The following is a 13,676-nucleotide window of genomic DNA, read 5'->3' as shown; positions in this document are numbered from 1 at the left end:
GGCCTCGATCCCCAACCCGTACACGCCGGCACCCCTGCCCGCCCCCGCCGACCGCGGGGCCCCGGACCCCGAGGAGACGATGAGCCGGGACCAGATCGAGGCGCTCCAGTTCGAACGCCTCCGCTGGACCCTGCACCACGCCTACGAGAACGTGCCCGCGTATCGGGAGCACTTCGACGCGCACGGCGTCCACCCCTCGGACTTCAGGGAGCTCGGGGACCTGGCCAAGTTCCCGTACACGGACAAGGAGTTCCTGCGGAAGAGCTACCCGTTCGGCGCGTTCGCCGCCACGGGCCCCGAGCTGCGTCGCATCCACGCCTCCTCCGGCACCACCGGCCAGCCCACCGTGGTCGGCTACACCGACGACGACCTGGCCACGTGGGCCACCCTCGTCGCCCGCTGCTTCCGCGCCGGCGGCATCCGCCCCGGTGACCGCGTGCACAACGCGTACGGCTACGGCCTGTTCACCGGCGGCCTCGGCGCCCACTATGGCGCCGAGCGCGTCGGGGCGGCCGTGATCCCGATGTCCGGCGGGCAGACGGAGAAGCAGGTGCAGCTGATCACCGACTTCCAGCCGCGCGCCATCCTCTCCACACCCACCTACCTGCTGACCATCGCGGACGGCTTCAAGAAGCTCGGTCTGGACCCCCGCGAGTCCTCCCTCGAGGTCGCGATCCTCGGCGCCGAGCCGTGGACCGAGGAGATGCGCCGCGAGATCGAGCAGACCTTCGACCTCGACGCCCTGGACATCTACGGCCTCTCCGAGGTCATGGGCCCGGGCGTGGCCGGTGAGTCCGCGGCCACCAAGGACGGCTCCCACATCTGGGAGGACCACTTCCGCCCCGAGATCATCGACCCGCTCACGGACGAGGTCCTCGAGACCGGCCGCCACGGCGAGCTCGTCTTCACCTCGCTCACCAAGCAGGCGCTGCCGATCATCCGGTACCGCACCCACGACCTCACCCGCCTGCTGCCGGGCACCACGCACCCGGGCCACCGCCGCATGGGCCGCATCACCGGCCGCTCGGACGACATGATCATCCTGCGCGGCGTGAACCTGTTCCCGTCGCAGATCGAGGAGCTGGCCCTCAAGGAGCCGGCCCTGTCGCCGCACTTCACCCTCGAGATCACCCGCCCGGACCGCATGGACCAGATGGCCGTGAACATCGAGCGCCGTGATCATGCGTCCCTCGAGGAGGCCCAGGCCTGCGCGGCGCACCTGCGCATGGAGATCAAGACGAAGATCGGCTCCTCGTGCGTGATCAACGTGGTGGAGCCGGAGTCCCTGGCCCGCTCCTCCGGCAAGCTCAAGCGGATCTACGACCTGCGCGACCAGGCCTGATCCCGTCCCCGCGGCCGATCCCGACGCCGGCGTGCCCGGTAGAGTGGGCCGGTGCGCCGTCGTCGTCGGCGTCCGCCCGCCCCCGAAGGCCCCAGAGCAGCCCCACCCCGCGCCGCGGCCGGCCCGGCTATGACCGGCAGACGCTGCTGGCCGAGTGCGTCGAGCTCTTCAACCGGCACGGCTACGAGGCGACGTCCATGGGCATGCTCGCCACCCACCTGGGCATCTCCAAGTCCGCGATCTACCACCACGTGGAGTCCAAGGAGGCGATCCTCGACCACGCGGTGACGGAGGCGCTCGACGCCCTCGAGGCGTGCCTGGACGATGTGGTGGCCAGCGGGGCCGACGCCGGCGCGCAGGTCGAGGCGGCCATCCGCGGCACGCTCGGGGTGCTGGCGGAGAAGCAGCCCGAGGTGACCCTGCTGCTGCGCCTGCGCGGGAACTCGGCGGTCGAGGTGGCCGCCGTCGAGCGCCGGCGCGAGATCACCCGGCGCTTCGGGGACCTGCTCGAGGCCGCCCAGGCCGCGGGTGCGGTGCGCTCCGACGTGACCCCGCGCAACCTCGCCCGCCTCGCGCTGGGCATGATCAACTCGATCGTCGACTGGTACCGGCCGGATCGCGGCGTCCCCGGCCAGCAGGGACCGGGCCAGATGATCGACGCCGTCACGGGCGTGGTGCTCGGGGGTCTGCGGGGCTGAGGGGCCGCTGTCCTCAGCCCTCGCCGTCGAGCGCGGCGAGCACGTCGGCCACGATCGAGGCCGCGCGGTCCTCGGCGTCCGTGGGCACCCCGCCGTCCGCGTCGGCCTGGGCCACGGCCACGGTGCGGGCGCCGTCCTGCACGGCAGTGAGGTGGGAGTAGACGGACCCCCCGGGGGCCGGGAGCGCCGTGTACGCGGTGCCGCCCTCGTGCTCGGTCCGCGTCACGCTCTCCACGTCGAGCCCGGCCAGGTCCACCCCGGTGCAGGCCTGCGCCGCCGCTCGGGCGTCCTCCAGGGCGGCGCGGGCGGCCTCCTCCGTGGGGTACACGGTGACGCGCACGCCGAGCGGAGTGACCTCGGCGTCGGGGGACGCCGTGAAGGAGGGCGCCAGCGTCGTGGTGGGCCCGCCGCCGGTGGTGGCGGCCGTCTCCGGCTGGGCCGTGAGCCCCAGGTCCGCCGCCCCGGCCTCGGCGTCCCGCTCCAGGGCGGAGCGGGTGGCGTCCAGGCAGGCCTGCTGTTCCGCGCTGCGGGTGGGAGCCGGGCTCGCGCCGGCGTCGACCGCCTGCTCCAGGCCGGCGGCCCGCTGGCGCAGCTCCGTCTGCCGCTCCAGCGGCGAGGCGGCGCTCAGCCCCACCTCGGACCCCGGCCCCGCGGCCCGCTGCACGGCGGCCTGCACCGCCAGGGTCCGCTGCCCGTCCAGCGCGGCGGGCATCTCGAGGGACAGGCTGCCCGAGGCGGAGGTGCCGCCCGTGCTCTCCGTGGAGGCGCTGGCCGTGCTCTCCGCCGCGCCCGTGCTCGCCGTGGAGCTGCTGGCCGCGGGCGACGTGGACGCGGACGAGGCCGCCGTCGTCGTGGACGACGCCGACGAGGGGGCGGGGGAGGAGGGCTCCGCGCTGCCGCCGCCCGCGCATCCGGTGAGGGCGAGTGCGCCCACGGCGAGGACGCCGAGCAGGGGGAGTCGGGGGGTCGTCATGGCCCGACTCTACGTGCACTGTGACGGATGCCACAAGGAAGCGGCGGGGGCACGCAACGGGGCCGCCCGATGCGTGATGCGCACCGGACGGCCCCTGATCCGTCAGCGGAGGAGGTCAGCCGAGCGGGGTGTCCTTGTCGCCCAGGTTCCAGTCCTCCACCGGGCCGAGGTTCTCCCCGTCCGGCCCGTAGCGGTAGAAGCCCTGGCCGTCGGCCACGCCGCTGTGGCCCTCGGCGATGCTCTTCTCGAGCAGCTCAGCGAAGCCGAGCTGCCAGTCGACGCCCGTGTTGCGGGAGACGTTGGCGGCCACGTGGAAGCCCACGATGTCATAGGTCTGGAACGGGCCGCGCTCGTTGCCGGTGGCCACGCGCCAGGTGCGGTCGATGTCCGCCGGGTTGCCCACGCCGTGCATGTACAGCTTGGAGCCGGCCTGCAGCCACGGGATGAGCAGGGAGTTGAGGAAGTAGCCCGGGATCTCCTTGCGCACGTGCACGGGGACCATGCCGGTCTCCTCGGCGAACTGCAGGGCTCCCGCGACGGCCTCCGGCGAGGTCGCGGCGGTGCCCATGACCTCGGCGGTGTTCTGCGCCCAGATGCGGTTGGCGTAGTGCAGGGCCAGGAAGCGCTCCGGATGGCCGCTGGCGTCGGCGAAGTCCGAGGGCAGCAGGGAGGAGGTGTTCGTGGCGAACAGGGTCGTGGCGGGGGCGAGCTCGCCCACCTGGGCCCACACCTTGCGCTTGAGCTCCAGGTTCTCCGGGACGGCCTCGATCACGATGTCCGCATCCGCCAGGGCCTCGCCGAGGTCCGAGGTCGGCGTGATGCGGGCGATGGCCTCGTCGAAGCGCTGCGGGTCGTAGCCCTCCCCGAGGTCTGCTTCGTAGCCTTGGCGGATCCACGCCCAGCGGCGCTCGATCCCCTCGAGGGCGGCGGGCACGGCGTCGTAGGCCATCACCTTCTTGCCGTGGTACGCCGCCTGCATGATGATCTGCGAACCCAGCACGCCGGTGCCCAGCACGGCGACCTGCTCGAAACGGGTGAACTCGGACATGTGTGTCGACCTTCTTCTCTCGCGGTCCGAATGGGACGTACAGGTGAACGCCCCGGGCACGCTCCTTGTTCCCGGGGACGACGACGGGCCGCCCGGCGCGCAGCGGGCGCACGGGACGGCCCGTCGAAGCAGGGGGGCTCAGCCCTGGGAGGTCTCGGACGGGGCCATCGGCCAGGTCTTGGCCACGAGCGTCAGCACGTCGTACTGGGCGCAGAGCTCGTCCTTCTGGTTGTGGATCCGGCAGTCCCAGGCCACCTCGCCGTACTCGTCGCTCACGCGCGGGGTGATGCGCTTGGCCGTCAGGGTCACGCGGATGGCGTCGTCGTAGGTCACCGGCGTGATGAAGCGCAGGTTCTCCAGGCCGTAGTTGGCCAGCACCGGGCCCGGATCCGGGGCCACGAACAGCCCCGCGGCCCACGAGACCAGCAGGTAGCCGTGGGCCACCCGGCGCGGGAAGAACGGGTTGGCCATGGCGGCCTCCTCGTCCGTGTGCGCGTAGAACCTGTCCCCGGTCTCCTCCGCGAAGGCGGTGATGTCCTCCAGGGTGACGGTGCGCAGGCCGGAGGCGAACTGGTCGCCCACCGTCAGCTCGGCCAGGGACTTGTAGAACGGGTGCACGGCCGTGCCGGCCTCCACGTCCTCGCGCGTCACCGTGTGGGCCGCGGCGCCCTGATGCCACACGCCGGTGATGGCCGTGAGCATGTCCGGGGAGCCCTGGATCGCCGTACGCTGCATGTAGTGCTTCACGGCGCGGACCCCGCCGAGCTCCTCGCCGCCGCCGGCGCGGCCGGGGCCGCCGTGGATCAGCACCGGCACGGGGGCGCCATGGCCCGTGGTGGTCGCGGCGGTCTGGCGGTTCAGGACGTGCACGCGGCCGTGGTGGGCGCCGATCCCGGCGGCGAACGCGCGGGCGGTCTCACCGTCGTTCGTGGCGACCGTGGCCACGAGCGACCCCGAGCCCAGGGCGGCCAGGGCCACGGCGTCGGCCACGTCCGTGTAGCCGATCACCGAGGTGACCGGACCGAACGCCTCGACGCTGTGCACCTCGGGGGTGCGCGCGTCCTCGAAGGTGAGCACCGTGGGGGCGAAGAACGCGCCGGACTCGGCGTCGGCGTCACCGGTCGAGCCCTCGGGGCCGCCGAGGCGGACCTGACCGCCGGCGTCGACCAGGCGCTGCACCGCGCCGCGGACCTCGCCCTGCTGCTCCTTCGAGGCCAGGGCGCCCATGGTGGTGCCCTCGACGCGCGGGTCGCCCAGGACGACCTTCGCGGCCAGGCGCTCGGTGAGGGCGGCGGTCACGGCCTCGACCCGGTCCTGCGGGACGATCACCCGGCGGATGGCCGTGCACTTCTGGCCGGCCTTGACCGTCATCTCCTGGAAGACGACCTTCACGAACGCCTCGAACTCGGGGGACTCCGGGTCCGCGTCCGGGCCGAGGATGGCGGCGTTGAGGGAGTCGGTCTCCGCGGTGAAGCGGACGCCGCCCTCCTGCACGTTCGGGTGCTTCTTCAGCGTAGCCGCGGTGGCGGCGGAGCCGGTGAACGCGACGTGGTCGCGGTAGTCCAGGTGGTCCAGCAGGTCGCGGGCGGAGCCGGAGATCAGCTGGATCGAGCCCTCGGGCAGCACGCCGGACTCGAGCATCAGCTCGACGCACTTCTGCGTGACGTAGCCGGTGGGGGTGGCCGGCTTGACCACGGTGGGCACGCCCGCGACGAAGGCCGGGGCGAACTTCTCGAGCATGCCCCACACGGGGAAGTTGAAGGCGTTGATCTGCACGGCCACGCCCGGGATGCGCTGGTAGATGTGCTCGCCGATGAAGGAGCCGTCGCGGGAGAGGGGCTCCACGTCGCCGTCGATGATCACGGTGGAGTTCGGCAGCTCGCGGCGGCCCTTGCCGGAGAACGTGAAGAGGGTGCCGATGCCGCCGTCGACGTCGAAGGCGTGGTCGCGCTGCGTGGCGCCGGTGGCGAAGGAGACGTCGTAGAGCTCCTGGACGCGGGAGTTCAGGTAGAGCGCGAGCTCCTTGAGCTTGAGGGCGCGCTCGTGGATGGTCAGCGCGCCCAGGGCCTGCTGGCCGACGGTGCGGGCGTGCTCGATGGCGGCGGCCGTGTCGAGGCCGTCGGTGGAGACGCCGGTCAGGCGCGCGCCGGTGTTCGCGTCCGTCACGTCGGTGACCTTGGACGGGTGCGACGGCGTCCACCAGCTGCCGGCGACGTAGCTGGGGAGGATCTCCGGGAGGGAGGGGGCGGTGACGGTCACGGGGGCGTCGTGGGGAGGGCCTGGCGGCGCGGCCCGTGGCGCCGAAGCCCGCAGACGCGCCGCTACGGCCAGGACGTAGCGGCGTGTCTGCGGGCCTCGGTGGGGCGTCGTCCACAGATCCCGGCGGACGACGACGGCGGCCCGCCCGGATCGGGCACGCTCGGCCCATGCCCCGCTCGCCCGCGCCCCTGCCCCCGATGCGCTGCGGACTGGACGGCCTCCTCCGCGCTCCGACGGTGTTCTCGACCCCGGCCGCGCGCGAGGCGGGCGTGAGCGCGGCCCGGCTGCGGCGCGGGGACGTGGTCTCCCTCGGCTGGGGGCTCTGGGGCCGGCGCGGCGTCGAACCGGACCCCATGGACCATGTGCGGGCACTGCAGGATCTGCACCCCGAGGGCGTGTTCAGCCACGTCACGGCCGCCAGGGTGCTCGGCCTGTGGCTGACCGGGCCGCTCGCCGCCGACCGGTCCGTGCACGTCGCGACCCCGCGCGGCCACGGCACCGCGTCGAGCCGGGCCGGGGTCCGCTCACACCGCCTCCGCGCCGACGCACCGGTGCGGATCGTGGACGGGGTGCGCGTGACCGCACCGGGGTGGATCTTCGTGGACCTCGCCGCGCAGGCCGGGCCGCTTGAGCATCTCGTCGCGCTCGGGGACAGCATGGTGCGGACGGCACCCACGGAGGCCCGCCGCCGTCGGCTGCCTCCCGGGGTGACGGACGTGGCCGAGCTGCGCGCCGCCGTCGAGGAACGCGGTCGGGTGCGCGGGATCCGTGCGGCCCGGGAGGCGCTGGAGCTCGTGCGTCCCGGGGCCGACTCGCCGCAGGAGAGCCGGCTGCGGGCGCGGCTCGCCCGGGACGGCGTCCCCGAGCCCGCAGTGAACCGGTGCATCCGCCTCGCCACGGGACAGCGGCTCCGCGTCGATCTGGTGTGGGCGGAGGCCAAGGTGGCCGTCGAGTACGACGGCGATCAGCACCGCACGGATCGCCGGCAGTGGCGTGAGGACCGCGAGCGGGACGCGGCCCTGCGCGCGGAGGGGTGGGAGGTGATCCGGGTGACCGCCGACGTGTTCCTGCCGGGGCACTGGGAGCTCTTCGTGCGGCAGCTGCGGGGCCTGGTGGCCGCGCGGACGATGCCGGGCCGAGTGCCGCCGTCGTGGATCTGACCCGCCCAGGCCCGCAGACGCGCCGCTTCCGCCGGGACGTAGCGGCGCGTCTGCGGGCCTCGGCGAGAGGGGCGGGAGCCTCGGGCCGGCGTCGACCCCCTGCCCCTCGTCTCCGGACCGGCGTAGAATCGAGCACCGGTCCTCTCGGACCCGCCCCACCCCCTCATCCGGAGAGTTTCGCTGCATGCTGCGCACCATGTTCCACGCCAAGATCCACCGGGCCACCGTGACCCAGGCGGACCTGCACTACGTGGGCTCCGTGACCGTGGACCAGGACCTGCTGGACGCCGCGGACATCCTCCCCGGCGAGCTCGTGTCCATCGTGGACGTCACCAACGGCGCGCGACTGGAGACCTACACCATCGCGGGCGAACGGGGCTCCGGCGTGCTCGGCATCAACGGCGCCGCCGCCCACCTGGTGCATCCGGGGGACATCGTCATCCTCATCGCCTACGGGCAGATGGACGACGACGAGGCTCGCCTCTTCCAGCCCAAGGTCGTCCACGTGGACGCGGACAACAGGATCGTGGAGCTCGGCGTCGACCCCGCCGACGGCCTCCTCGACGGCCTCTCCCGCCCGCCGCTGTCCCGCGAGTGGAACGAGGCCCAGGCCGAGCTCTGAGCCGGCCGGGGCGCCGGGCCGTCATGGACGAGACGTTCGAGCGGGATCAGCGGTCGGCACGGCCTTCGCCCCGAGCGCCCGACGCGCGGAGCGCATCGCGGCCGCGTGGCTGAGGCCCATCGCGGCGCGGGCGCCCGGCACGCGGGACACAGCGCGCATCCACGGCGAGGTCAGCACCACCTCCTGCTCCCACGCCACGACGCAGCGCGGCGCGTGTCCGGCCGGGGCGCCGTCGTCGTGGACGGTGACCCGCACGGTGCCCGTCAGGTCCCCGCTCAGGCGCGCGACCAGAAGGCCGCGGGCACGGTCGTCGATGAGACGCTCCATCGTCAGACGCACCGGCACGAACCCCCGCAGCCGGACGGCGGCGCGGTCGGGGCCCAGGCGACGGGCGCGCGGGACGGCCGGCCACCAGCGTGGGTAGCCGGCCGGGTCGGCGAGCAGGGCCAGCACGGACCGGGCGTCCGCGGGGACGGCCCAGCGGTGGGTGAAGCGGAAGGGGCGGTCGACCGACATCAGGCCCGGCCGAAGGTCTCGGGGTCCACGGGGCGCCGGGTGCGGGGGAGCTTCGCGACGACCAACAGGTACGACTCCGTGACGAGGTCCCGCACGAGCTGCTCGTCGAGGGCCGGGTGCGCGGCCAGGCTGAGCCAGTGCCGCTTGTCCATGTGATAGCCGGGCGTGATCGCCGCGGGCAGGGCCGCGCGCAGCTGGGCGCCGTCCTCCGGGCGGGCCTTGACGTTCACGAGGCGGCGCCCGTCGTGGTCGATGAACACCGCGAACAGCTTCCCCTGCACCTTCATGACCTCGGTGTCCGGGCCGAAGGGGTGCGACGCGGCGCTGCCCGGCAGCTCGAGGGCGCGGTCGCGGGCGACGCGCAGCAGCGTGGGCTCGTCCATACCCGTCACGCTAGCCGCGCCGCCCCGCACTTTCGAACGTGATATCGGGGGAATGGGCGCTTTCGAACGGGAGATAGGCCCTATCTCCCGTTCGAAAGCGCCTGCCCCGGGGGCTCAGCGGTAGTCGAAGAAGCCCTTGCCGGACTTCCGGCCGAGCTCGCCGCGGGCCACCATGTCTCGCATGAGCTGCGGCGGGGCGAAGCGCTCACCCAGCTGGGACTCGAGGTACTCCGCGATGCCCAGGCGCACGTCCAGGCCCACGATGTCGGTCAGGGCCAGCGGGCCGACCGGGAACTTGTAGCCCAGCACCATGGCGGCGTCGATGTCCTCGGGGGAGGCCACGCCCTCCTCGACCATGCGGATGGCCTCGAGCGCGATCGCCACGCCCAGGCGCGACGAGGCGAAGCCCGGGGCGTCCTTGACGACGACGGGGGTCTTGCCCAGGCCGTGCACCCACTCCACGGCCTTGGCCTGGAGCTCCGCACCGGTCTGCTCGCCGATCACGACCTCCACGAGCTTCGACGCGGGCACCGGGTTGAAGTAGTGCAGGCCGCAGAAGCGCTCGGGGCGCTGCAGATGCGTGGCGATCTCGTCGATGGACAGGGAGGAGGTGTTGCTGGCCAGCCAGGCGTCCTCCCGCAGGTGGGCCTCGACGTCGGTGAGCGCCTCGATCTTCACCTGCATGTCCTCGAACACGGCCTCGACCACGAGGTCGCAGCGGGCGAAGTCGGCGCGGTCCAGGGAGACGGTCAGGCGCTGCGCCCACACGTCCAGGTCGCCGTCGATCTTCCCGCGCTCGAGGGAGGCGGCCAGGTCGGCCTCGATGCGCTCCTCGGCGGCCTCGGCCGACTGCGGGTCGCGCTCGACGACGACCACCTCGGACGAGCCGGAGACGAGGAACGCGTGGGCGATGCCGCCGCCCATCCGGCCGCCGCCGAGGACGCCGACGACGGCGGGCACGGAGGACGGAGCGGTGTCAGGGGTGCGCTGCTGATCGGTCATGTCGGTCCTCACTTCTTCTTGCGGTCCAGGAACGCCTGCATGCGCTCGAACTTGGCCTCGGACTCGAACAGGATGGCCTGCGCGATCTCGTCCACGTGGGGGTGGGCCTCGCGAGGGAGGTGGAAGACGCGCTTGGACAGCCGCACCGCCAGCGGGTCCTGCTGCGCGATGCGGTCGGCGAGGGCGTCGGCGGCGTCGAGGAGGACGTCCGGCTCGTGAAGCTCGGTGACGAGCTTGAGCTCGAGGGCCTCCTGCGCGTCCAGGATCCGTCCGGCGAGCAGCAGCTCGAGGGCCACCGGCTCACCCACCAGCTCCTTGAGCCGCCACTGGGCGCCCGCAGCGGCCGTGATCCCCAGACTCGTCTCGGGCTGGCCCATCTTCAGCGCCGGGGTGGCGATGCGGAAGTCGGCCGCGTAGGCCAGTTCCGCGCCGCCGCCGAGGGCGAAGCCGTCGATCGCCGCGATCACGGGCATGGGCAGCCGGTGGATGCGGTCGAAGACCTGTGAGTTCACGCCGCGCAGGGCGTCGTCGCGGCGGCGCTCGCGCAGCTGTCCGATGTCCGCGCCGGAGGCGAAGATGCCGGAGAACGTCCCCGGCTCGCGCTTCGACTCCACCTGTGTGCCCGAGATGATCAGGATCTTCGGCTCGCGTTCGAGGTGGGCGCAGAGTTCGTGGAACTCGTCGACCATGGTCTGGTCGATCGCGTTGCGCACGCCCGGGCGGTCCATGCGCGCGTGGACGCGGTCCTCACGCTCCTCGACGCGCAGTGCCGTGAAGTGGCTGAAGCCGGTCATCTGCTCAGACCCTCTCGACGAGCATCGCGGAGCCCTGGCCCACGCCCACGCACATCGTGGCCAGGCCCCTGTCCGCGCCCTCACGCTCCATCCGACCGAGCAGCGTGACCACGAGACGCGACCCCGAGGAGCCCAGCGGATGGCCCAGGGCGATCGCGCCGCCGTCGGCGTTGACGGTCTCCGGGTCCAGGCCGAGGCGCCGCATCGAGGCCAGGGACTGGGTGGCGAAGGCCTCGTTGAGCTCGACGGCGCCCAGATCCGCCACGGACCAGCCGGAGCGCTCGAGGGCCTTCTCGGTGGCCGGGACGGGGCCCAGACCCATGATCTCGGGGGCCAGGCCCGCCGAGGTAGACTCCACGACGCGGGCCCGCGGGGTCAGGCCGTACTTCTGCGCGGCCCGCTCGGAGACGACGAGGATCGACGAGGCGCCGTCGTTGAGGGAGGAGGAGTTGCCGGCGGTGACCACGCCGTCCTTCTTGATGATCGGGCGCAGGCCGGCGAGCACCTCGGGGGTGGAGCCGGGGCGGGGGCCCTCGTCCGTGTCCACGATCGTCTCGGCGCCCTTGCGGCCGGTGACGACGACGGGCACGATCTCGTCCGCGAAGCGGCCGGCCTCGATGGCGGCCAGCGCGCGCGCATGCGAGCGGGCAGCGAAGGCGTCGGCGTCCTCGCGGGTGATGCCGTCCACCTCGCCGACCTCCTCGGCGGTCTCCGGCATGGAGAAGGTGAACTTCTCCCCGAACTCGCCGTCCGCGAAGCGCGGGTTCACGAAGCGCCAGCCGATCGCGGTGTCGAAGGCCGCGCCGGGCTTGGCGAACGCCGTCGTCGGCTTCTCCATCACCCAGGGGGCGCGGGACATCGACTCCACGCCGCCGGCCACGACGACGTCGGCCATCCCGGAGCGCACCATCGCGGTGGCGATGCCGATCGCGGACATGCCGGATGCGCAGAGGCGGTTCACGGTGATGCCCGGGACGGTGTCCGGGAAGCCGGCCAGCAGCCAGGCCATGCGGGCGACGTTGCGGTTCTCCTCGCCGGCGCCGTTGGCGTTGCCGAGGATGACGTCGTCCACGACCGACGGGTCGATGCCGGCGTCCTCGATCACGGCCTTGACGGTCAGGGCGGCGAGGTCGTCGGGGCGGACGGAGGAGAGGGCGCCGCCGTACTTGCCGACGGGCGTGCGGCGACCGCCGACGAGCAGGGCCTGGGACTGTGCGGACATGGAGACTCCTTGAGTGACCGACAACGGGGCGGGCGCGGGCGCGGCAAATTACCGACCGTGCGTTCAGGTTCAGTATCCCGGGCCGGTGTGACGGGGGTCAACTGCGGGGCGGGTGTGACGGGGCAGAGGCGCACCCCGCGCCAAAGCCCGCAGACGCGCCGTTTCGTCCCCGAGGTAGCGGCGTGTCTGCGGGCCTCGGCGCCGGTCCGGTCGCCCACGACGACGGCGCGCCCTTCCGGAGGAGGACGCGCCGTCGTCGTGGGGTGGGGGCGGGCGAAGCCCGTCAGGCGGGCCAGATCAGGCCGGGACCACCGGGTGGGAGCGGGTGGCGACGACCTGCTCGTCGTGCAGCTCGCGGTCCTGGATGCCCTTGGGGACGAACAGGACGGCGATGAGCGAGACCGCGGAGATCGCGATGATGTACCAGGCCACGTTCTCCCAGCCGGTCTTCACGAGCTGGTCGGCGATCAGAGGGGCGAAGGCGCCGCCGATGATGGTGCCGAGCGCGTAGCCGATGGAGACGCCGGAGAAGCGGACGCGGGCCGGGAACATCTCGGCGTACATCGCCGACTGCGGGCCGTAGGACGGGCCCAGGCCGAGGGTCAGGACGAACAGGCCCAGCGAGAACAGCGGCAGAGACGCGGTGTTCAGCAGCCCGAACAGCGGGAAGGCCCAGACGATCAGGAAGCCGTAGCCGAGGACGAAGGTCAGCTTGCGGCCGATCTTGTCCGAGATCCAGCCGCCGAGCAGGGTGAAGATGAACCAGCCGACGCCGCCGACGAGGCTCGCGATGAGCACCTCGGAGGAGGTCATGCCCAGGCCCTTCGGGCCGCCGTACTTCGAGAACCACGCGATGAGCAGGTAGCCGACGCCGTTGTTCGCGGCGAAGATCACGGCGGCGAGGATGACCTCCTTGGTGTGGTGCCGGAAGAGCTCGCCCAGCGGGGCGGACTCGTCCACCTTGAGCTGCTGCATCTCCTTGAAGACCGGGGACTCCTCCACGGCCTTGCGGATCAGGTAGCCGACGACGATCAGCACCACGGAGATCAGGAACGGGATGCGCCAGCCCCAGGCGAGGAACTGCTCCTCGGACATGGTGGAGCGCACGATGAACAGCACGCCGGTGGCCAGGATCATGCCCAGCGGCACGCCGATCTGCGGGGCGGAGCCGAACAGGCCGCGCTTGCCGTGGGGGGCGTGCTCCACGGACAGCAGCGCCGCGCCGCCCCACTCGCCGCCGGCGGACAGGCCCTGCAGCAGGCGCAGCACGACGAGCAGGATCGGCGCCCACACCCCGATCTGGGCGTAGGTGGGCAGCAGGCCGATGAGGGTGGTGGCCAGGCCCATGCCGATCAGCGTGAGGGACAGGACGAACTTGCGGCCGAAGCGGTCGCCGAGGTGGCCGGCGATGATCGCACCGAGCGGGCGGATGAGGAAGGAGATGCCGAGGGTGGCCCACGCGGCGATCTGGGAGCCGTTCTCGCCCATCGGCTGGAAGAAGAGGGCGGCGAAGACGAGTGCGGTGGCCTGGGCGAAGATGAAGAAGTCGTACCACTCGATGGTGGTGCCGACCATGGTGCCGGCGATGACCTTGCGCTCCTCGCGGCGCTGCTCGGGGGTGCGGGGGTCGGCGGCGCGGCGGGGCGCGACCGGGGAC

General features: G+C 72.9%; 13 protein-coding genes. 4 read left to right on the top strand and 9 right to left on the bottom strand.

The annotated features are described in order from the left end of the window. The coding region (locus J1M37_RS09605) for a phenylacetate--CoA ligase family protein (RefSeq protein ID WP_342345140.1) at positions 1-1,342 on the top strand (1,342 nt) is incomplete at its 5' end. Between the two features lie 143 nt (positions 1,343-1,485). Next, positions 1,486-2,040, top strand: coding sequence for a TetR/AcrR family transcriptional regulator (locus J1M37_RS09600; RefSeq protein ID WP_206452529.1), 555 nt, complete (start codon positions 1,486-1,488; stop codon positions 2,038-2,040). Positions 2,041-2,053: 13 nt separating this feature from the next. Here the strand turns inward: J1M37_RS09600 and J1M37_RS09595 are convergent, their stop codons facing one another. The 3 genes from J1M37_RS09595 to paaZ all read right to left on the bottom strand — a co-directional run bounded on the left by J1M37_RS09595 (position 2,054) and on the right by paaZ (position 6,320). After that, positions 2,054-3,013 carry a hypothetical protein gene (locus J1M37_RS09595; RefSeq protein WP_206452510.1) on the bottom strand — a complete coding sequence of 320 codons (960 nt, stop codon included), beginning with the start codon at positions 3,011-3,013 and terminating at the stop codon, positions 2,054-2,056. 115 nt (positions 3,014-3,128) lie between these two features. Beyond that, entirely contained in the window at positions 3,129-4,061 is a 933-nt protein-coding gene (locus tag J1M37_RS09590; protein ID WP_010080087.1) for a 3-hydroxyacyl-CoA dehydrogenase, read from the bottom strand. Positions 4,062-4,199: 138 nt separating this feature from the next. Next, the gene (gene paaZ / locus J1M37_RS09585; RefSeq protein WP_049146492.1) at positions 4,200-6,320 is read right to left on the bottom strand and encodes a phenylacetic acid degradation bifunctional protein PaaZ; all 2,121 of its coding nucleotides are present in this window, start codon (positions 6,318-6,320) and stop codon (positions 4,200-4,202) included. 167 nt (positions 6,321-6,487) lie between these two features. On the opposite strand from paaZ, the gene J1M37_RS09580 reads away from it, so the two are divergent. After that, entirely contained in the window at positions 6,488-7,480 is a 993-nt protein-coding gene (locus J1M37_RS09580) for a DUF559 domain-containing protein (RefSeq protein ID WP_206452509.1), read from the top strand. Between the two features lie 184 nt (positions 7,481-7,664). Beyond that, positions 7,665-8,102 (top strand): aspartate 1-decarboxylase, encoded by a 438-nt coding sequence (gene panD / locus J1M37_RS09575; RefSeq protein ID WP_206452508.1) that lies wholly within the window; start codon positions 7,665-7,667, stop codon positions 8,100-8,102. A gap of 21 nt (positions 8,103-8,123) precedes the next feature. Here panD and J1M37_RS09570 read toward each other — a convergent pair whose 3' ends face one another. The 6 genes from J1M37_RS09570 to J1M37_RS09545 form a co-directional block, all read right to left on the bottom strand. Beyond that, on the bottom strand, positions 8,124-8,618 hold the full coding sequence (locus J1M37_RS09570; protein ID WP_119217750.1) for an SRPBCC family protein: 495 nt from the start codon (positions 8,616-8,618) through the stop codon (positions 8,124-8,126). Next, entirely contained in the window at positions 8,618-9,001 is a 384-nt protein-coding gene (locus tag J1M37_RS09565) for an MmcQ/YjbR family DNA-binding protein (RefSeq protein WP_044658760.1), read from the bottom strand. Before J1M37_RS09565 ends, J1M37_RS09570 begins: the two co-directional genes overlap by 1 nt. Positions 9,002-9,115: 114 nt before the next feature. Beyond that, entirely contained in the window at positions 9,116-10,003 is an 888-nt protein-coding gene (locus J1M37_RS09560; protein WP_206452507.1) for a 3-hydroxyacyl-CoA dehydrogenase family protein, read from the bottom strand. Positions 10,004-10,011: 8 nt separating this feature from the next. Next, the gene (locus J1M37_RS09555; RefSeq protein WP_206452506.1) at positions 10,012-10,797 is read right to left on the bottom strand and encodes an enoyl-CoA hydratase/isomerase family protein; all 786 of its coding nucleotides are present in this window, start codon (positions 10,795-10,797) and stop codon (positions 10,012-10,014) included. A gap of 4 nt (positions 10,798-10,801) precedes the next feature. Next, on the bottom strand, positions 10,802-12,019 hold the full coding sequence (locus J1M37_RS09550) for a thiolase family protein (protein ID WP_206452505.1): 1,218 nt from the start codon (positions 12,017-12,019) through the stop codon (positions 10,802-10,804). A gap of 297 nt (positions 12,020-12,316) precedes the next feature. Further along, positions 12,317-13,594: an MFS transporter gene (locus J1M37_RS09545; RefSeq protein WP_241251001.1), complete on the bottom strand. Its 1,278-nt coding sequence runs from the start codon at positions 13,592-13,594 to the stop codon at positions 12,317-12,319. Between the last annotated feature and the right edge of the window lie 82 nt (positions 13,595-13,676).

It is taken from the genome of Micrococcus sp. KRD012 (assembly GCF_017168555.1).
GTDB lineage: Bacteria > Actinomycetota > Actinomycetes > Actinomycetales > Micrococcaceae > Micrococcus > Micrococcus luteus.
This window is presented reverse-complemented; position numbering and strand designations above follow the sequence as displayed.

Excerpts from the sequence above, each read along its gene's own strand:
- J1M37_RS09545 (WP_241251001.1), bottom strand. The coding sequence starts at position 13,594 with ATGGTCGGCACCACCATCGAGTGGTACGACTTCTTCATCTTCGCCCAG.
- J1M37_RS09580 (WP_206452509.1), top strand. The coding sequence starts at position 6,488 with ATGCCCCGCTCGCCCGCGCCCCTGCCCCCGATGCGCTGCGGACTGGAC.
- J1M37_RS09560 (WP_206452507.1), bottom strand. The coding sequence starts at position 10,003 with ATGACCGATCAGCAGCGCACCCCTGACACCGCTCCGTCCTCCGTGCCC.
- J1M37_RS09565 (WP_044658760.1), bottom strand. The coding sequence starts at position 9,001 with ATGGACGAGCCCACGCTGCTGCGCGTCGCCCGCGACCGCGCCCTCGAG.
- panD (WP_206452508.1), top strand. The coding sequence starts at position 7,665 with ATGCTGCGCACCATGTTCCACGCCAAGATCCACCGGGCCACCGTGACC.
- J1M37_RS09555 (WP_206452506.1), bottom strand. The coding sequence starts at position 10,797 with ATGACCGGCTTCAGCCACTTCACGGCACTGCGCGTCGAGGAGCGTGAG.
- J1M37_RS09550 (WP_206452505.1), bottom strand. The coding sequence starts at position 12,019 with ATGTCCGCACAGTCCCAGGCCCTGCTCGTCGGCGGTCGCCGCACGCCC.
- J1M37_RS09590 (WP_010080087.1), bottom strand. The coding sequence starts at position 4,061 with ATGTCCGAGTTCACCCGTTTCGAGCAGGTCGCCGTGCTGGGCACCGGC.
- J1M37_RS09570 (WP_119217750.1), bottom strand. The coding sequence starts at position 8,618 with ATGTCGGTCGACCGCCCCTTCCGCTTCACCCACCGCTGGGCCGTCCCC.
- J1M37_RS09595 (WP_206452510.1), bottom strand. The coding sequence starts at position 3,013 with ATGACGACCCCCCGACTCCCCCTGCTCGGCGTCCTCGCCGTGGGCGCA.